17 protein-coding genes and 1 tRNA gene are annotated in these 17,329 nt (G+C 58.8%); 14 read left to right on the plus strand and 4 right to left on the minus strand.

Annotated features, from left to right (window positions below; translation table 11 throughout):
* Positions 1-62: 62 nt before the first annotated feature.
* Both L6758_RS07005 and L6758_RS07010 read left to right on the plus strand, forming a co-directional pair.
* A tRNA-Ile gene (locus L6758_RS07005) sits at positions 63-136 on the plus strand.
* Between the two features lie 260 nt (positions 137-396).
* Positions 397-1,398 carry a hypothetical protein gene (locus tag L6758_RS07010; RefSeq protein ID WP_237205490.1) on the plus strand — a complete coding sequence of 334 codons (1,002 nt, stop codon included), beginning with the start codon at positions 397-399 and terminating at the stop codon, positions 1,396-1,398.
* A 33-nt stretch (positions 1,399-1,431) separates the two neighbouring features.
* On the opposite strand, the gene L6758_RS07015 is transcribed toward L6758_RS07010, so the two are convergent.
* The gene (locus L6758_RS07015; RefSeq protein WP_336603553.1) at positions 1,432-2,001 is read right to left on the minus strand and encodes a M23 family metallopeptidase; all 570 of its coding nucleotides are present in this window, start codon (positions 1,999-2,001) and stop codon (positions 1,432-1,434) included.
* A 492-nt stretch (positions 2,002-2,493) separates the two neighbouring features.
* Here L6758_RS07015 and rpsB point away from each other — a divergent pair, with 492 nt between their 5' ends.
* The 12 genes from rpsB to dxr all read left to right on the plus strand — a co-directional run bounded on the left by rpsB (position 2,494) and on the right by dxr (position 13,475).
* The gene (gene rpsB / locus L6758_RS07020) at positions 2,494-3,303 is read left to right on the plus strand and encodes a 30S ribosomal protein S2 (RefSeq protein ID WP_185173307.1); all 810 of its coding nucleotides are present in this window, start codon (positions 2,494-2,496) and stop codon (positions 3,301-3,303) included.
* A gap of 123 nt (positions 3,304-3,426) precedes the next feature.
* Complete coding sequence (gene tsf / locus L6758_RS07025) at positions 3,427-4,257, plus strand: translation elongation factor Ts (RefSeq protein ID WP_237186889.1); 831 nt, start codon at positions 3,427-3,429, stop codon at positions 4,255-4,257.
* A gap of 141 nt (positions 4,258-4,398) precedes the next feature.
* Positions 4,399-5,139: a UMP kinase gene (gene pyrH / locus L6758_RS07030; RefSeq protein ID WP_135012806.1), complete on the plus strand. Its 741-nt coding sequence runs from the start codon at positions 4,399-4,401 to the stop codon at positions 5,137-5,139.
* 81 nt (positions 5,140-5,220) lie between these two features.
* The gene (frr, locus tag L6758_RS07035; protein WP_185173305.1) at positions 5,221-5,778 is read left to right on the plus strand and encodes a ribosome recycling factor; all 558 of its coding nucleotides are present in this window, start codon (positions 5,221-5,223) and stop codon (positions 5,776-5,778) included.
* A gap of 6 nt (positions 5,779-5,784) precedes the next feature.
* The gene (locus L6758_RS07040) at positions 5,785-6,630 is read left to right on the plus strand and encodes a phosphatidate cytidylyltransferase (RefSeq protein ID WP_237205492.1); all 846 of its coding nucleotides are present in this window, start codon (positions 5,785-5,787) and stop codon (positions 6,628-6,630) included.
* Positions 6,631-6,663: 33 nt separating this feature from the next.
* Positions 6,664-7,257, plus strand: a complete 594-nt coding sequence (locus L6758_RS07045) for a DivIVA domain-containing protein (RefSeq protein WP_237198474.1) — start codon at positions 6,664-6,666, stop codon at positions 7,255-7,257.
* Between the two features lie 127 nt (positions 7,258-7,384).
* On the plus strand, positions 7,385-7,756 hold the full coding sequence (locus tag L6758_RS07050) for a DUF485 domain-containing protein (RefSeq protein ID WP_237205493.1): 372 nt from the start codon (positions 7,385-7,387) through the stop codon (positions 7,754-7,756).
* 14 nt (positions 7,757-7,770) lie between these two features.
* A complete protein-coding gene (locus L6758_RS07055; protein WP_237205494.1) occupies positions 7,771-9,393 on the plus strand; it encodes a solute symporter family protein in 1,623 nt (540 codons plus the stop codon).
* 221 nt (positions 9,394-9,614) lie between these two features.
* Complete coding sequence (locus L6758_RS07060; protein ID WP_237205495.1) at positions 9,615-9,881, plus strand: GlsB/YeaQ/YmgE family stress response membrane protein; 267 nt, start codon at positions 9,615-9,617, stop codon at positions 9,879-9,881.
* Between the two features lie 187 nt (positions 9,882-10,068).
* On the plus strand, positions 10,069-11,919 hold the full coding sequence (locus L6758_RS07065; RefSeq protein WP_237197286.1) for an ABC transporter ATP-binding protein: 1,851 nt from the start codon (positions 10,069-10,071) through the stop codon (positions 11,917-11,919).
* 91 nt (positions 11,920-12,010) lie between these two features.
* Positions 12,011-12,166 carry a hypothetical protein gene (locus tag L6758_RS07070; protein ID WP_237197284.1) on the plus strand — a complete coding sequence of 52 codons (156 nt, stop codon included), beginning with the start codon at positions 12,011-12,013 and terminating at the stop codon, positions 12,164-12,166.
* Between the two features lie 4 nt (positions 12,167-12,170).
* Entirely contained in the window at positions 12,171-13,475 is a 1,305-nt protein-coding gene (gene dxr, locus L6758_RS07075) for a 1-deoxy-D-xylulose-5-phosphate reductoisomerase (RefSeq protein WP_237205496.1), read from the plus strand.
* 115 nt (positions 13,476-13,590) lie between these two features.
* Here dxr and pflA read toward each other — a convergent pair whose 3' ends face one another.
* From pflA to L6758_RS07090, 3 genes are all read right to left on the minus strand, one after another.
* Entirely contained in the window at positions 13,591-14,472 is an 882-nt protein-coding gene (pflA, locus tag L6758_RS07080) for a pyruvate formate-lyase-activating protein (RefSeq protein WP_237205497.1), read from the minus strand.
* A 9-nt stretch (positions 14,473-14,481) separates the two neighbouring features.
* Positions 14,482-14,733 (minus strand): autonomous glycyl radical cofactor GrcA2, encoded by a 252-nt coding sequence (gene grcA2, locus L6758_RS07085; protein WP_083093496.1) that lies wholly within the window; start codon positions 14,731-14,733, stop codon positions 14,482-14,484.
* 159 nt (positions 14,734-14,892) lie between these two features.
* Positions 14,893-17,010 carry a pyruvate formate lyase family protein gene (locus tag L6758_RS07090; protein WP_237205498.1) on the minus strand — a complete coding sequence of 706 codons (2,118 nt, stop codon included), beginning with the start codon at positions 17,008-17,010 and terminating at the stop codon, positions 14,893-14,895.
* Positions 17,011-17,329 lie beyond the last annotated feature (319 nt).

A 17,329-nucleotide genomic window follows, 5' to 3' on the forward strand; every position in this document is an offset into this window, starting at 1 on the left:
GCTTCATCTGCCCTTTTGGGTATTCTTAGAGACAGTGTCAGTTCGCTAGAACCTGGTACTGTGGGGCCTTAGCTCAGCTGGTCAGAGCAGGGGACTCATAATCCCTTGGTCGCGGGTTCAAGCCCCGCAGGCCCTACCGGTAACGTCCTTTCCCTTTTTAGAAAAAGGGAAAGGACGTTTTTGTTTACCGGTTGCGGCAGCGTCTGCTGCTTGCGTACAGCGAGCATGGGTTTTACATCAACGTGTTTTGTGGTCTATTGCCCACGAGATAAACGACACGCCCTGTTTACCCGATATTCCCCCTGAGTTCCCACACCGGTGCAGGCTTGATGCTAGATTTGCTGAGGAAAGTTTTTACTTTCCATCACTCGCAACTCATCTACCGTAGAGGAAACTATGTCTTTCTCCTTCAAGCGTGCCGCTGCACCCGTCCTTGCCACCGGTATGCTGGCTAGCTCACTTCTGGTTGCTGGTGCCACCGGAGCCCAAGCAACCACCAACACCACCCAGTTCGCGACCTACACCTCAGAAGCTGGTGTGAGCTCCAACTACCACGTCTACGCAGAGAACATCGACTGGTCCCAGCCTGTTGGTGTTGTTTTCTTCCTTGACGGCGACTACTGGCACACTAGCCAGTCCCGGGTACACTTCCCTAATGAGTCTCAGATGCTTGGTATGGCTGAAGTAGCTAACGAGCGTAACATGATTTTCGTGCCCGTGGTTTCACCCGATAAGGACGCTACCGGTAACGGCATCACCTGGTGGCAGTCCATGGACGCCAACGGCGACTGGTTCCGCTCTTTTGCGAGCTCCTTCATCGCTGAAGCAGGTCTGGACTCCTCTAACGTCTGGACCATCGGCCACTCCGGCGGCGCAGAAATCACCGGTTTTGAGCTTCTTGCCGATAGCCAGGATTCCTGGCGTACTGGTGGCGGCTCTGTCATGGTGGGCGGCGGCAACAGCAACGGCATGCAGACCCTGCCCTCAGACACCGCTAAGGACTTCTCCCTGCAGTGGTACATCGGCTCTGAGGACGGTGTGGGCGCAACCTGGCCGATTGCCTGGTCAGCCTACGGGGCAGCAGAAAACGGCTACAACGTCTACGCAGCTGCCGGTTTCAACAACGTAGACTTCACCGTGCTACCTGGCATCCAGCACCACAACTACGACTTCCCCGTGATTCTGGAAGAGGCCCTCGACAAGGTTGAACCCAAGCTTATCGGTGGTATTGGCGCCTACTACTACGCTCAGGGTGGTGCCGAGACTTTTGGTGAACCTGTAGCTAATGAATACAGCATTGAAGGCGGTGCCCAGCAGCTCTTCCGTGCCGCTGACGGCACAGAGACCCTGCTGGTCTGGTCAGCTGAGACCGGCATTGTTACTCCGGTTAGCCTCTAAATAGGTTGTGCACCAGGCTCTAAACACCTATCACTAAGCCGAGAAATCATCGCCGATAGGCAAAAGTACACTGGGGCCTTCAAGCCCTAGAAGTAGCAGGGGGTTCGTGTAATCGAGCCCCCTGCGTGCTGTTTCAGAGCCAGGAGCTGGTTCTCGCACTCCCCAGTGCAGACAGAATCTGGGTGCACAGTGCTGAATATTTGAGTCCAGTTGTGCGATGACATCCCCCGCCTGCACGCGGGTACCCACGGGGAGCGGCTCGCTCACCGGCTCGAAGGACGACCTCCGCCCGTCCGGGTGCTCAAGGGTAAGCACCTGCCGGTCAACTACGGTTCCAGCAAAAACTACCTTCCCCTCATAAGGGGCAAGGACGCGCCCACCCGCTTCCAGCGCAAGGTCAACGCCGCGGTGCCCGGCAGCCCAGCGGGCAGCCGGTTTTTCAAAACCCCGAACCACGGTAAGCTGCCCCTCCACCGGGGCCTGCCAGGGTGGCGTCCGCCCCGCAAAAGCTAGCGGGGTTGCTGCCCCCACTAAAAGCAGGGCACAACAACAAACCCCTAGAAATCTCACAAGCCTTCTAGAGAGCAATACAAGAAAAGACACGACAAAACCCTTTCGGTCGGTGCCCGCCCCTTACCCCAGGTGGCGCCAACCGTAGGTTGCCTCCATATTTACCACTGGAAACCTGCCACCACAAGAGCCAAAACCCCGGTGATTAAAGCCCAATAATGCGGTATAGTTGTTGATTGCAGTTTGCCCCTGCGCCCTGCCCAAAAACAGGCAGCGCGAGGGCAAGGGGAATCCCTTTACATAGAGACCCCTCCTTGGCGAGCCGTTCACGCGAGCTTCACCCGGGATCTGACGTCGCGTAACGCGAAGCAACTAGCCTCTAGTTGATAAGGAACTTTCGGTCCGGCACAGGCCGGTGAAGGTCTGAGACAGCTTCGTCACTCCAACGAAAAAGTCTGAGCGTTACCAGGGGAGCGGGCCTTGTGCCCACACGCTCCACATGTAAACCGATAACTACTATGCGCGGAGCGGAGCTAGCCTGGAATCAGGGGCCCGCCCGGCACCCCTAATACATAAGGAGACGACATGCCCGTCGTAACTATGCGCCAGCTTCTCGATTCAGGTGTCCACTTCGGTCACCAGACCCGCCGCTGGAACCCCAAGATGAAGCGCTTCATCCTCACCGAGCGCAACGGCATCTACATCATCGACCTGCAGCAGTCACTGGCCTTCATCGACCAGGCTTACGAAGCTGTTAAGGCAACCGTTGCTCACGGCGGCACCGTTCTGTTCGTTGGTACCAAGAAGCAGGCTCAGGAAGCCATCGCTGAGCAGGCTACCCGCGTGAACATGCCCTACGTCAACCACCGCTGGCTCGGTGGTATGCTCACCAACTTCGCCACCGTTTCAAAGCGCATCGAGCGCATGAAGGAACTCGAGCAGATCGACTTCGACGACGTCGCAGGCTCACAGTTCACCAAGAAGGAACTGCTGCTTCTGCGTCGCGAGCACGAGAAGCTCGAGAAGACCCTCGGTGGTATCCGTAACCTCACCAAGGCTCCCTCACTGATTTGGGTTGTTGACACCAAGAAGGAACACCTGGCTGTTGACGAAGCTCAGAAGCTCGGCATCCCCGTAGTTGCTATCCTCGACACCAACTGCGACCCCGACGAAGTTTCCTTCCCCATCCCCGGCAACGACGACGCAATCCGCTCCGTCAACCTGCTCACCCGCGTCATCGCGGACGCAGTTGCCGAAGGTCTGCTGGAACGCGAAAACAAGAAGGCCGGCAAGTCAGCTAACGCTTCCGAAGAGCCCATGGCTGAATGGGAGCGCGAACTGCTCGAGCAGCACGAAGCTGCCAAGGCAGAAGCACCCGCTGAAGAAGCTAAGTAAAGCCTCATAAGAGAAACGGCACCCGCCCACATTCGGTGGGTGCCGTTCTCACCTCTTCTGCCGAAGATACCGGCAGGAACCCAATAGATTTCCCTAATCTGTTCAAAATATAAGGAGTTCACCATGGCGAACTACACCGCAGCCGACATCAAGGCTCTGCGCGAAAAGACCGGCGCAGGCATGCTCGACGTCAAGAAGGCCCTCGACGAGGCCAACGGCGACCAGCAGAAGGCAATGGAAATCATCCGCGTTAAGGGCCTCAAGGGCGTCACCAAGCGCGAAGGACGTGCAACCGCAGAAGGTCTCGTTGCTGCCCGCGTAGAAAACGGCGTCGGCTTCATGATCGAAGTTAACTCAGAAACCGACTTCGTTGCTAAGTCCGAGCCCTTCATCAAGTTCGGTAACGACGTTCTCGAAGCAGCAGTTGCCGCTAACGCTTCCACCCTGGAAGAACTCAAGGCAGCTTCTTACGAAGGTAAGACCGTCGATGAGCTCACCACCGAAGCAGGCGCCCTGCTCGGCGAAAAGATCGTTGTTCGCCGCGTAGCTCGCGTTGAGGGCGAGAACGTTGCAGTTTACCTGCACAAGACCTCCAAGGACCTGCCCGCACAGGTTGGCGTTCTGCTCGCAGTAGCTGGCGAGAACACCGACGAAGTTGCTCACGACGTAGCCGTTCACATCGCTGCAATGAGCCCCAAGTACCTCAACTCAGACTCCATCTCAGCTGAGGACATCGAGGCCGAGAAGCGCGTTGCTGAAGAAACCGCACGCGGCGAAGGCAAGCCCGAGCAGATCATCCCCAAGATCGTTGAAGGTAAGCTCAAGGCTTTCTACAAGGAAAACACCCTGCTCGACCAGGACTTCGCTAAGGACTCCTCAAAGTCTGTAGCTGCAGTTCTCGAGGAGAACGGTGCAACCGCAACCGCTTTCGAGCGTTTCCGCGTCGGCGCCTAATACTCGTCAGGTGTGATTGAGCACCAAAAAAGCTCATAGCTCAGGGGAGCCCCGCACAGGGGCTCCCCTTTGCCGTATGCTAGAAACAAAGCGCGCAACGGATGCCGCAAAAAATTTTTGACCTTTTTCAGGAGGGCCACCATGGCAGAGTCAACCCGAACCATCCACCGCGACGACACCGGTCGTCGCCGCGTCCTACTCAAGCTCTCCGGCGAGGTCTTCGGTGGCGGCGAAGTCGGTATCTCCACCGAGGTCGTCCGCGGCATCGCAGAACAGATTGCCTCAACCATCGGCCAGGTCGAAGTCGCAGTCGTCGTTGGTGGCGGTAACTTCTTCCGCGGCGCAGAGCTCTCAGAAGCCGGCATGGACCGTTCCCGCGCCGATAACATCGGTATGCTCGGTACCGTCATGAACTCCCTCGCCCTGCAGGACTTCCTGGAACAGGCCGGTATCGACACCCGCGTCCAGTCAGCCATCTCCATGCAGCAGGTCGCTGAAAACTACATCCCCCGCCGCGCCATCCGCCACATGCAAAAAGACCGTGTGGTCATCTTCGGCGCAGGCGCAGGCCTGCCCTACTTCTCCACCGATACCGTCTCCGCCCAGCGCGCCCTCGAAATCCACGCCGACGAGGTCCTCGTCGCCAAGAACGGTGTTGACGGAATCTATACCGCAGACCCCAACAAGGACCCCAACGCTGAGCGCCTCTACAAGCTCACCTATGACGAAGCCCTAAAGCGCAACATCCGCGTTATGGATCAGACCGCCTTCTCCCTCTGCAAGGACAACAACGTCACCATGCGCGTCTTCGGCATGCAGGGAGAGGGAAATGTGGCTCGCGCAATTTTAGGTGAAGAGATCGGCACCTTGGTCACTGCCTAAACGCGCCACGACCACTAGACTAGATAAAGACTACCTACACCGCGCCCACTGACGGGCACAACCCTAAAGGACTAACAACAGATGGTTGAAGAAACCCTACTCGAAGCCGGCGAAAAGATGGACAAGTCTGTCGAGGCCCTCAAGAACGAATTTGCCTCAATCCGCACCGGACGCGCTAACCCCGCCCTCTTCGCAAACCTCACCGCAGACTACTACGGTGCACCCACCCCCCTGCAGCAGCTGGCGTCCTTCCAGACCCCCGAAGCTCGCACCGTCCTGATTACCCCCTACGACAAGAGCGCCCTCGGTGCCATCGAAAAGGCAATCCGCGACTCCGACCTCGGTGCTAACCCCGCTAACGACGGCAACGTTGTGCGCGTTGTCATGCCCGAAATGACCGAAGAGCGCCGCAAGGAATACATCAAGATGGCAGGCCACAAGGCTGAAGAAGGCCGCGTTGCTGTGCGCAACACCCGCCGCCACGCCAAGACTGCTCTCGACAAGCTGGTCAAGGACGGCGAAATCGGTGAGGACGAGGGCGCACGCGGCGAAAAGGAACTCGACGCCCTGACCAAGAAGCACATCGACACCGTTGATGCGCTGCTGAAGTCCAAGGAAGCTGAACTGCTCGAGGTCTAAATCCGAATGACTGTTCAATCTCAAGAACAGCCGCCCCAGGCCTCTAAAGCCGGCAGGAACCTACCCGCCGCCATCACCGTCGGCCTCGTGCTGGGCGCGTTGCTGGCGGTGGGTTTGTTTTTTGTTCCCCTCATTCTGGTGCTCCTGGCGGCTGCTGCCGTATCGGTGGGTACCTGGGAGGTCTGTCACGGGCTCAACCAGAAACGCGGCATGGGAATCCCCGTTATTCCTGCCGTTGCAACAGCCTTTGTCATGCCCTTTGCCGCCTACTACGGGGGCGGGTCCTGGCTAATTTTTACCGTGGTCGCCTCGATTTTGGTGCTAATTGGCTGGCGTATCGTGGGGCACCGAGACGGCATGATTATGTCGATTATGGGCTCCATCTTCGTGATGTCATGGGTACCCTTCATGATTTCCCTGGCCCTGTTGCTCTACCGCGAAGAATCGGGCCCCGGTAAGGTGCTCATGATTCTGCTCATGGCTATCGGCAACGACACCTGGGGCTACATCGCCGGCGTGAAATGGGGCAAGACCCCCATGGCCCCCAAAATCTCCCCCAAGAAAACCTGGGAGGGCTTTGCCGGGTCGATGGTGGGCTCGATTATCGTGGGCATCATCTGTTCGCTCTTCATCGGTGACCCCTGGTGGTACGGCCTGGTTGTGGCGATTTTCCTGGTCGTAGCTTCAACAGCGGGCGACCTGGGGGAGTCCATGGTCAAACGTGAAATCGGCATCAAAGATATGTCGAATATTCTGCCCGGCCACGGTGGCGTGATGGACCGCCTGGATTCCATCGTGTTCGCTATCGCCATCGGCTACGTGATTTTCTCGGTACTCTCAGCTCTCTTCTAAGAGGCAGAGGGCTGTCAGATATTTGGAGGCTCAATGAAACATCAGGCTGAATCTTCCGGTGAATTCCGCCGGGTTAGTTCCCACGAGAAGGGGTACTCGGTAGCTGCTGTAGATTCCTTCTTCACCCGCCTAGCCGACGACTATGAATTGATGCTTTCCGGCGCAGAGCTGGGCAAGGACATACATACCTCCCGGACGGTGCGTGAAGCCATCTTTGAGGGGGAGAGCGGGGGCTATGACCCGCAGGACGTCGATGCTGCCCTCGATAAGGTTGAAGACCGTTTCTGTGAGCTAGAGAAGCAACTGTATCTGCAGCGGTACGGGCAGCACACCTGGGATCAGGCGGTGCAAGAGCTACGGGAGCTCCTGCTTGGGCGTCTCGAGCGTCCTGCCGGCGAGCGCTTCCGCAGACCCGCTAAAAAGTTGACCAAGGGGTATTTCACGGCAGAAGTCGACGCTCTCTGTGACCGGCTTTTTGCTCACATGGAGGGGGCGGACGTCCTCGCCCCCGCTGATATCAGGGCGGCAGCTTTTAGCCCGGCAACGGGGGATATCTGCTACGAGGAAACCCAGGTCGATGCCTTCTTGGATCGAGCAATTGAGTACCTCAAAGACACTGCCCAGTAGGTCAATGAGAGCTGTCGAGTGCGGATCACCTGAAATATTTCAGGTGGTCCGCACTTTTTAGTCTAGATACTTGTATGTAACGTAGATAACACGCTAATGTGTGTTGAGTTACACAAAGGAGGTAGTGATGGCACACGCATCACCAGAATCTCACCAGCCTCTAATCGACGCTGAGCACGTTGATTTCAAGGCAGCTCAGAATAGCGGTGAGTTTAAAGAGCTTCGCGCAACCCACAGGTCTTTCGTCTTCCCCATGACCGTGGCCTTCTTGGTCTGGTACCTGCTGTATGTGATTCTGGCGGTGTATGCCCCCGGATTCATGGCAACCAAGGTGCTGGGCAATGTCAATATCGGCATCATCTTCGGTCTCTTGCAGTTCGTTACCACCTTCACTATCACTGGCTGGTATGTAGCTTTCGCTAACCGCAAGCTTGACCCCCGTGCAGCTAGCCTGCGCAGCGACATTGAATCCGGCAACTACGCCCACAAGGCTCACTAAGGGGTGAACTTTTCATGACGACTACAGGAACCCTCCTCGCGGCTGAAGCTAGCACCCAGAACGTGGGTACCCCCTGGGTAAACATGGCCGTATTCGGTGCCTTCGTGCTGGCCACCATGGTGGTGGTGCTTCGCGCCTCTAAGAACAACAAGACCGCAGCTGACTACTACGCCGGTGGGCGATCCTTTAGCGGTACCCAAAATGGTCTTGCTATCGCGGGTGACTACCTCTCGGCTGCCTCCTTCCTGGGTATTGTGGGTGCTATTGCCCTGCAGGGGTATGATGGCTTCCTCTACTCGATTGGCTTCCTGGTTGCCTGGCTGGTAGCGCTGCTGCTGGTAGCTGAGCCCCTACGTAACACCGGTAAGTTCACCATGGCGGATGTGCTCTCCTTCCGTCTGCGCCAGCGCCCCGTTCGAATTGCTGCCTGTATCTCAACTCTGGCAGTTACCCTCTTCTACCTGCTGGCTCAGATGGCCGGTGCGGGTGCCCTGGTCTCCCTGCTGATGGGTATTAGCTCCAAGGCTGGTCAGTCACTGGTCATCATTATCGTGGGCGTGCTCATGATTGTGTACGTGCTCATCGGCGGCATGAAGGGTACCACCTGGGTGCAGATTATCAAGGCTGTTCTGCTGGTTTCTGGCGTTGCTATTATGACCATCTGGATTCTGGCAATCTACGGCTTCAACTTCTCCGCTATGCTCGGTTCGGCGGTTGAAACCTCCGGTAACCCGGCTATTCTGGAGCCTGGCCTCAAATACGGTCTGAATGATCTGACCAAGCTGGACTTTATCTCTCTCTCCCTGGCTCTGGTTTTTGGTGCAGCTGGCCTGCCTCACGTTCTGATGCGCTTCTACACCGTTCCCACAGCTAAGGAGGCGCGTAAGTCGGTGGTCTGGGCTATCGTGCTGATTGGCCTCTTCTACCTCTTCACTCTGGTGCTGGGCTTCGGCGCTGCAGCTCTGGTGGGTGCGGATGCCATCAAGGCAGCTCCCGGCGGCGTCAACTCGGCAGCCCCCTTGCTGGCCTTCGAGCTGGGTGGTTCCCTGTTGATGGGTGTTATCGCGGCGGTTGCTTTCGCAACCATTCTGGCCGTGGTGGCGGGTCTGGCGATTACCGCGTCCGCCTCCTTCGCCCACGATATCTACACCAACGTTATCTGCAAGGGCAACGCTGACCCCGCCAAGGAAATCCGCGTAGCAAAAACCACCGTGGTTGTTATTGGCCTGCTGTCCATTGCAGGTGGTATCGGCGCTCAGGGGCAGAACGTAGCCTTCCTGGTGGCTCTGGCTTTCGCGGTAGCTGCCTCGGCTAACCTGCCCACCATCGTCTACTCCCTCTTCTGGAAGGGCTTCAAGACCCGCGGTGCCCTCTGGTCTATGTACGGTGGTCTGGGCATCTCGGTGATCCTGATTATCTTCTCCCCGGTGATGTCCGGTGCTGAGACCTCTATGATTCCCGGTGCTGACTTTGCCTGGTTCCCCCTGGCTAACCCCGGTATCGTAGCGATTCCTGCAGCCTTCCTGCTGGGCTTCCTGGGCTCACTCGGTGGCGATAAGGAAGATGAGATCAAGCAGGCTGAGATGGAAGTTCGCTCTCTTACCGGTGTTGGAGCCGAAGGAGCTATCGACCACTAAGAGCCGGTAGGCTCGCGCCCGCTGTAAACCCCCATTGCTGGCAACCCATGGCAGGGTTCGTCGGTGGTGGGGGTTTCTGTGTGAGGTCGAGGGTATAACGCGGGGAAATGGTAAGCCAACACACTTGTAGCTTGCTTAGCTTTATCTTGGAATTTGATATAAACTAGAAGCACGCTGAATAATTCGGGCTCATCCCCGTAACCCTATGAAAGAAGGAAAACATGTCAATTTTCGGTTGGATTATCATTGGTCTTCTCGCAGGTGCTATCGCAAAGCTGATTATGCCCGGTAAGCAGGGCGGCGGCATCCTGGTTACCATGGTGCTCGGTATCGTAGGTGCTATGCTCGGTGGCTGGCTCGGTTCCTTCCTGCCCTTCCTCTCAGATGGTATGAGCGGCGGTGTCGGTATTGGTACCCTCTTCACCGCCGTCATAGGCTCACTGCTGGTCCTCTGGATCTACGGTGCCATCACCAAGAACAAGGCCTAAGCCCTAGCGGCCTAGCCCTTTAGTCTCTAAGCCCCGGCGGGCGTCCGTCCTTACCCAAGGACAAGACGCCCACCGGGGCTTTGTGTTACCCGCGTGGGCAAAAGAACACTGCTCCCTCAACCAGGTGGGCGGACGCCGGCGGTAGGGTAGTGGGGCACCACAAGAACACCGGCAGGTAGGGATTTTCATGAAAAGTATCGCCAGAATCGTTAGAGCTACTCAAGAGCTGTGGCCCTACTTCGTAGGAATCATCATCTGTGCGGTGCTTACCAGCGCAACCTCCCTGCTGGCCCCCTTCATTATTTCAGGGGCAACCGATGCCGTCGTGGGGCACCTGAACGGTTCAGCCCCCACCACCGGCACAGCCATCGCCTGGTTCGCGGTTGCCTACCTGGCAGCTCAGCTGGTGAGTGTGCTGACCACCAACATCGGCGGCTATATCGGTGATGTGATGAGCCAGCGCATGCGCACCATCCTGTCGGTGCGCTACTACGAGAAACTGCTCTCCCTGCCCCTGTCCTACTTCGATACCGAGCTGACCGGCACCATTATCGCCCGCCTCAACCGCTCCATCACCGAAGTCACCAACTTCGTGAAGACCATGAGCAACACCTTCATCTCCCTGGTGCTCACCACGGTCTCGGTGATTGTGATTAGCTCCATCTACTACTGGCCCCTGGGGTTGCTGCTCATTATTATCTTCCCGGTCTACTTCTGGCTCACCAGCAAAACCAGCGAAAAATGGCAGGTCTGGGAAGGCGAGAAGAACGAGAATATCGACATTGCGTCCGGCCGCTTTGCTGAAGTTATCGGGCAGATTCGCGTAGTAAAGTCCTTCGGCCGCGAGCGCCGAGAACTCACTGATTTCGGTGGCCGTTTCGAAAAGACCATCGGGCTCACCCGCGCCCAGTCTAAGTTCTGGCACACTATGGACGTTGCCCGCCTGTCCTTCCTCAACCTCATCTTCTTCGCCCTCTACCTGCTGATTTTCCTGCGCACCCTGGCCGGGGACTTCACCATCGGCGACATGGTGCTGCTCATTCAGCTTCTGGCCATGGCGGTAGCTCCCATCAATTCGCTCTCCTGGATTGTCGACACCGCCCAGCGCGCTATTGCCGGTTCTAAGGACTACTTCGAGGTCATGGAACGGCAGTCAGACGCCCGAGCCCTGGCCATTACCGCCGGGGCTGCCGGGGTGCGTCCGGACTCCGCTACAAAAACCGCTACTGACGCCGCTGCCGCCAGCCTCACCGCTGAACCCGGGGCCGAACTCGTCCGCTTTGAGGGCGTGACCTTTGGCTATGAGGGCGAAGCAGATGTGCTGCACGGGATTAATCTGGCGGTGAATCGCGGTGAGCGTATTGCCTTTGTGGGGGAGTCCGGCGGGGGGAAATCAACCCTCATGGCCCTACTCGAAGGTCTCTATGACCCGCGCGAGGGCCGGGTACTGGTTGATGGTATGGACATTGCCGGCAGCGACCTGGCGCAGGTGCGCTCGCTGATTGGCATGGTCTTCCAGGACGCTTCGCTTTTCTCGGGTACCATTGCCGAGAATATTGCCTACGGCCGCCCCGACGCTACCCGGGAGCAAATCATCGAGGCCGCCACTAAGGCGAACGCCCACGATTTCATCTCGAAGTTTGCGGACGGCTACGAGTCGCTCATCGGCGAGCGCGGCCTGAAGCTCTCAGGCGGCCAGAAGCAGCGTATTGCTATTGCCCGGGCCATGCTCAAGGACGCTCCGATTCTAATTCTTGACGAGGCTACCAGCGCCCTGGACACTAAGGCCGAGCGGGCTGTACAGAAGGGACTGGAAGAGCTGATGGAGGGCCGAACCTCCCTCATCATTGCCCACCGTCTCTCGACCATCGCAACGGTGGACCGTATCGTCACCCTCAAGGAGGGGCGGATTGACGAGGTGGGCAGCCCTGCTGAGCTGGCGGCCTCCGGCGGTATCTACGCCGAACTGCTGGGCTTGCAGAACAGCGGCGGTAAGGCTAGCAAGAAGAAGCTGCAGAGCTTCGACATCGTCGGCTAAGGGGGTAGGTACCCTCTAGGTCAGAAATGACCATCAACTAGGTGGGTTTTTCTGACCTAGATGGTACCTACCGGGGTGTAAAACTTAAGGTATGAAGAAAACCACCCTCACCACCTTAGCCGGTGGGCTGGCCCTTGCCACCGCCGGGCACTTCGCCTTTTGGGGCTACCGCTACCTGACAACCGATCCCGCCCGTCGCTCCTGGACGATTTTGCTAGGACCGGCCCGACACCTTACCGGAAAATAGAATCATGCGATTTGGCTCAACTCAGCGCTTCGGCGCCTCCCGCGAAACCCTCACTGACCAGCTAGCAGACTTCCTGCACGGCGGGCGGACGGTCACCCTGCTCGGCTCTACCGGGTCCATCGGCACCCAGGGTGTGCAGGTTATCGACCACCTCAACTCCTTGGCAGGAACCTCCACCGGCAGCGATGATGCTCCCGTGCGCGTCACCGCCCTCTCAGCCGGCTCCCGCTCCCTGCCCCTGCTGGCAGAGCAGGCCGCCCGCCTGCGTCCGCACCTGGTCGCTACCAGCGGCACCGAAGCGGACGCCGCCACCCTGCGCTCGCTGCTGGCTGAGCTGGCACCGGGCTACAGCCCCCAGATTGAGTGGGGGGCGGACGCCGCGACCGCAGCTGCCCGGGCTGGGGCGGACGTCGTCCTCAACGGCATCACCGGCTCCATCGGCCTGGAACCCACCCTGGCTGCCCTGCACACAGGTTCCCAGGTGGCACTGGCGAACAAGGAATCCCTCATTGCCGGTGGTGAGCTGGTCAAGGCTGCCGTGGACGCCTCTGCCTTGGAGCAGCCCATGATCCCGGTGGATTCTGAGCACTCGGCCCTGGCCCAGGCCCTGGCCTCGGGCACCGACCGAGAGATTGACCGGCTGGTGCTCACTGCCTCGGGCGGTCCCTTTAGGGGTATGACCTATGAGCAGCTGCGGGAGGTCACCCCGGCCCAAGCCCTGGCTCACCCCACCTGGGATATGGGCCTGGTGGTGACCACTAACTCGGCTTCTATGGTCAATAAGGCCCTGGAGGTGCTGGAGGCCCACCACCTCTTCGGCATTGATTTGGACCGTATCGACGTCACTGTCCACCGCCAGTCGGTGGTTCATTCTATGGTGCAGTTTGTGGACGGCTCCACCCTGGCCCAGGCATCCCCGCCTACCATGTTGCTGCCCATTGCCTTAGGGCTAACCTGGCCCCACCGGATTCCGGGGATTGCGCAGCCCTGTGACTGGTCGCAGGCCAGCGAGTGGACCTTCGAGCCCCTGGATAACAAGGCCTTCCCGGCGGTGGAGATGATTAAGCGGGCGGGCCAGCGGGGCGGTACCTTCCCGGCGGTCTTTAACGCTGCTAATGAGGAGGCGGTGGCGGCCTTCCACGCCGGTGCTATTCGTTTTACCGACATGATTGAGACAACCGGGCGGGTGCTCGATGAGCACGCGAGTTCTTCGGCCCTGGCCGAGTCAGGTTCTCTGACTCTGGAAGCGGTGCTTGAGGCAGAAGCCTGGGCCCGCACCCGTGCCAACGAGATTCTGGGGCAGGCATAGACCTACCCCTGCGTAGGCGTATCTAAAGAGATGACCCCCTTGTTTCTCTCTTCACCCTGAGATAATCCATGGGGTGAAGAGAGAAGCGAGGGGGTCATCGTTTGATGTATGGAGTCTAGAAGACGGTGAGGCCGCGGGCGCGGAAGATGTCGCGGGCGGCTTCGGTGGCTTCTTTGCTGGGCGGGTGGACGTCCTTGAGCTTGTAGTCGTAGCCCAGGGACTCCCACTTGTCGGTGCCCATCTGGTGGAAGGGGAGTACCTCCACCCTCTCAACCACATTCCGCCAGCGGCAGACGATGTCGGCTACCTTCTCAATGTTGTCGGGGGCGTCAGTGTAGCCGGGCACCAGCACAAAGCGGATCCAGATTTTCTTGCCGAGGGCTGAGAGCCTGTCCCCAAAATCAATCGTGGGTTGCAGGGCCCGGCCGGTGAGCGCCTGATACACCTCTTCAGAGCCCGATTTAACATCGAGTAGCACCAGGTCTACATTATCGAGAAACTCATCTGAGGCGTGGGCCCCCAGGAAACCCGAGGTGTCAATACAGGTATGGATCCCCAGGGACTTGGCACTGATGAGGATATTCTCAGCGAAAGCCCGCTGCATGAGCACCTCGCCACCGGAGATGGTGATACCGCCGCCGGTGGCTTTGAAGACCTTGCGCATGCGCTTGATTTTTTTGATGAGGTCGGCAGCCATGACGGGTTTACCGTCCTTCATGTTGAAGGTGTCGGGGTTGTGGCAGTAGAGGCAGCGCAGGGGGCAGCCGTTCATGAAGATGGTCATGCGGGTGCCGGGCCCATCAACGGCGGTGACCAGTTCCCAGGAGTGGACGGAGCCGAGTTGCCCTTCGCGCATGAGTTTGAGTTGGGCGGAGCGTTCGAGTTCGGTGAGTTCGCCGAGGCCCCAGGTGCCTGCCCCGGAATGCCGGTCCGCCGGCGGAGCAAATGCTAGCTCGCCGGCGGTATCGGTTATCTCGTGAGAGATATCAAGTGACATGAAGAATCACTAGGCTCCGTGGTGGAAGGTGCGTGAGAGTACGTCCAGCTGCTGCTCGCGGGTGAGGCGTACGAAGTTGACGGCGTAGCCCGAGACGCGGACGGTCAGGTTGGGGTACTTGTCGGGGTTCTCCATGGCGTCCTCGAGGGTTTCGCGGTTGAGGACGTTGATGTTGGCGTGGTAGAGGCCCTTGGGGGCGGTCTTGTTGGCGCGGTTTGCCTTCATGGAAGCGAGGCGCTCTTCGTAGGTCTTGACGGCCATGATGTTCTCCTTTGAGAGTGATGTGGTTGGGATATGGAGGCGACCCAGGTTCGCAGCGAAGCTGCTGGCTCGGCGGCTGGCGTGAATCGCCTTGTGAGCGAAGCGAACCAGGCGAGAGGGTCGGCAGCGAGCGCGAACCTGGGGAGCCGTTCTGTAGTTTTAGTCCTCTTCAGGAATAAATCCTGCGTCCAAGATACCGACCAGGTTGGTGACCTGTTCTTCCTTGGTGCGGCCGAGGGCGGTGGGGGTGATGGTGTTGGTCAGGGAGATGCCGTCGAGGGCGTCTTCGTAGTCCAGCTTGCCGACTGAGAGCATGGAGGCGACCATGCCGTGGGTGTCCATGCCGTTTTCGGGGTTGGCGCCGGGGGAGAAGGGGGTGCCTGCGCGGTGGCCGGAGGGGAAGTTACCGGTTGCCTTGCCGTAGACCACGTTGGAGGTGATGGTCAGCACGGACTGGGTGGGGATGGCGTCGCGGTAGAGGGGGATGGCCTTGATTTTCTCCATGACGGTGTGGACGATGGTGGCGGCGATGTCGTCGGCACGGTCGTCGTCGTTGCCGTAGGCGGGGAAGTCGCCTTCGGTGATGTAGTCGACGATGAGGCCAGTTTCGTCGCGGACGGGGGTTACCTTGGCGTACTTGATGGCTGAGAGGGAGTCAGCGACGATGGAGAGGCCGGCGATGCCGCAGCCCATGGCTCGGATGATGTCTGAGTCGTGCAGGGCCATTTCGATGGACTCGTAGGCGTACTTGTCGTGGCTGTAGTGGATGATGTTGAGGGCTTCAACGTAGGTGGCGATGACCCAGTCGAGCATTTCTTCGTACTTGAGCCAGACTTCGTCGAAGTCGAGGGGGCCGTCGCCCTTGATGGGTTCGTAGCCTTCGACGATGAGTTTGCCGGTCATTTCGTCGCGTCCGCCGTTGATGGCGTAGAGCAGGGCTTTGGCTGCGTTGACGCGGGCACCGAAGAACTGCATCTGCTTGCCGATTTTCATGGGAGAGACGCAGCAGGCGATGGCGACGTCGTCGCCCCACTGTTCACGAATCTGGGGGTCTGATTCGTATTGGATGGAGGAGGTTTCGATGGAGATGGCGGAGCAGAATTCCTTGTAGCCGGTGGGTAGGTTTTCGTCCCAGAAGATGGTGATGTTGGGTTCGGGGGCGGGGCCTAGGTTGCGGAGGGTCTGCAGGAGGCGGAAGGAGGTTTTGGTGACGAGGGTGCGGCCGTCGTCGGCGAAGCCGCCGTCTGACCAGGTGGCCCAGTAGGGGTCGCCTGAGAAGATCTGGTCGTAGTCGATGGTGCGTAGGAAGCGGACGATGCGGAGTTTGATGACGAGGGCGTCGATCATTTCCTGGGCGTCGGTTTCGGTGATGAGGCCGGCAGCGAGGTCGCGTTCGAAGTAGACGTCGAGGAAGCCTGAGAGGCGGCCGATGGACATGGCGGCGCCGTCCTGGGACTTGACGGAGGCCAGGTAGGCGAAGTAGGTCCACTGCACAGCTTCTTGGGCGGTGCGGGCGGGACCGGAGATATCGAAGCCGTAGAGGGCCGCCATCTTCTTAAGGCGCTTCAGAGCCTTGATCTGTTCGGAGTGCTCTTCGCGGTAGCGGGCCCAGTGCTCTGAGAAGCCTTGATCGGCAACGGCGTGCTTGGCGCGTTCTTTGTCGGCGATGAGGTTGTCGACGCCGTAGAGGGCTACGCGGCGGTAGTCGCCGATGATGCGGCCGCGGCCGTAGGCGTCGGGCAGGCCGGTGATGATGTGGGAGGAGCGGGCCGCGCGGATGCGGGGGGTGTAGATGTCGAAGACTGCGTCGTTGTGGGTCTTGCGGTATTCGGTGAAGATTTTCTTGATGTTTTCGTCGGGTTCTTTACCGGCTTCGCGGATTGCGGTTTCGACCATGCGCCAGCCGCCGTTGGGCATCATGGCGCGCTTGAGGGGTACGTCGGTTTGGAGGCCGACGATGACGTTGTCATCGTCTGAGATGTAGCCTGCGGGGAAGGCGTCGATTTCGGCGGGGGTGTGGGTGTCTACGTCGTAGACGCGGTTTTTGCGTTCGACGGAGAGGTAGTTCTTTTCGAGGGTGTCCCAGACTCGCAGGGTCTTGTCGGTGGGCCCGGCGAGGAAGGCGGCGTCGCCTTCGTAGGGGGTGTAGTTTGCAAGGACGAAGCCGCGCACGTCGATGCTGTCTTGCCAGGGGCCGGGGGTGAAGCCTTCCCAAGCGGCGGCGGATTGTTCGTTGACAAAGACTCCCGTAGTGGGGGCTTCAACCTGTGCAGTCATGATGAGTGCTCCTCGTGACGTGATGGGGTGGCGCCTTTGCTGAGGCGGCGCGCTTTCTTCTTTTATTCTGCCTAGTTTGCCCGGTAAAACAAAATAGGTATGGTAGATGCTTAAAAACACCGCGGTGTGCAATTAACTTGCATTTCTACTGGTCATCGCAGATATCGAGGGGTCTTTCCTGCTTTCTGAGCACCTACCGCGGCCTAGATTAGATCCCAGAAATCCCCTCTTTGACACTTTGTGACGTAAAGGCCTTTTTGACCCAAAAGTAAAGGTAAAAATCACCCCAAAGCCCTACTCGCCTTCCCTCTTTGTGGGC

Source organism: Rothia nasimurium, from assembly GCF_928382285.1.
GTDB classification, from domain to species: Bacteria; Actinomycetota; Actinomycetes; order Actinomycetales; family Micrococcaceae; genus Rothia; species Rothia nasimurium_E.

Bases quoted from the DNA above. Each gene is read 5' to 3' on its own strand.
- L6758_RS07060 (WP_237205495.1), top strand. From the start codon at position 9,615: ATGTCAATTTTCGGTTGGATTATCATTGGTCTTCTCGCAGGTGCTATC.
- L6758_RS07050 (WP_237205493.1), top strand. From the start codon at position 7,385: ATGGCACACGCATCACCAGAATCTCACCAGCCTCTAATCGACGCTGAG.
- rpsB (WP_185173307.1), top strand. From the start codon at position 2,494: ATGCCCGTCGTAACTATGCGCCAGCTTCTCGATTCAGGTGTCCACTTC.
- L6758_RS07045 (WP_237198474.1), top strand. From the start codon at position 6,664: ATGAAACATCAGGCTGAATCTTCCGGTGAATTCCGCCGGGTTAGTTCC.
- pflA (WP_237205497.1), bottom strand. From the start codon at position 14,472: ATGTCACTTGATATCTCTCACGAGATAACCGATACCGCCGGCGAGCTA.
- grcA2 (WP_083093496.1), bottom strand. From the start codon at position 14,733: ATGGCCGTCAAGACCTACGAAGAGCGCCTCGCTTCCATGAAGGCAAAC.
- pyrH (WP_135012806.1), top strand. From the start codon at position 4,399: ATGGCAGAGTCAACCCGAACCATCCACCGCGACGACACCGGTCGTCGC.
- tsf (WP_237186889.1), top strand. From the start codon at position 3,427: ATGGCGAACTACACCGCAGCCGACATCAAGGCTCTGCGCGAAAAGACC.
- frr (WP_185173305.1), top strand. From the start codon at position 5,221: ATGGTTGAAGAAACCCTACTCGAAGCCGGCGAAAAGATGGACAAGTCT.
- L6758_RS07090 (WP_237205498.1), bottom strand. From the start codon at position 17,010: ATGACTGCACAGGTTGAAGCCCCCACTACGGGAGTCTTTGTCAACGAA.
- L6758_RS07065 (WP_237197286.1), top strand. From the start codon at position 10,069: ATGAAAAGTATCGCCAGAATCGTTAGAGCTACTCAAGAGCTGTGGCCC.
- L6758_RS07010 (WP_237205490.1), top strand. From the start codon at position 397: ATGTCTTTCTCCTTCAAGCGTGCCGCTGCACCCGTCCTTGCCACCGGT.
- L6758_RS07055 (WP_237205494.1), top strand. From the start codon at position 7,771: ATGACGACTACAGGAACCCTCCTCGCGGCTGAAGCTAGCACCCAGAAC.
- dxr (WP_237205496.1), top strand. From the start codon at position 12,171: ATGCGATTTGGCTCAACTCAGCGCTTCGGCGCCTCCCGCGAAACCCTC.
- L6758_RS07070 (WP_237197284.1), top strand. From the start codon at position 12,011: ATGAAGAAAACCACCCTCACCACCTTAGCCGGTGGGCTGGCCCTTGCC.
- L6758_RS07040 (WP_237205492.1), top strand. From the start codon at position 5,785: ATGACTGTTCAATCTCAAGAACAGCCGCCCCAGGCCTCTAAAGCCGGC.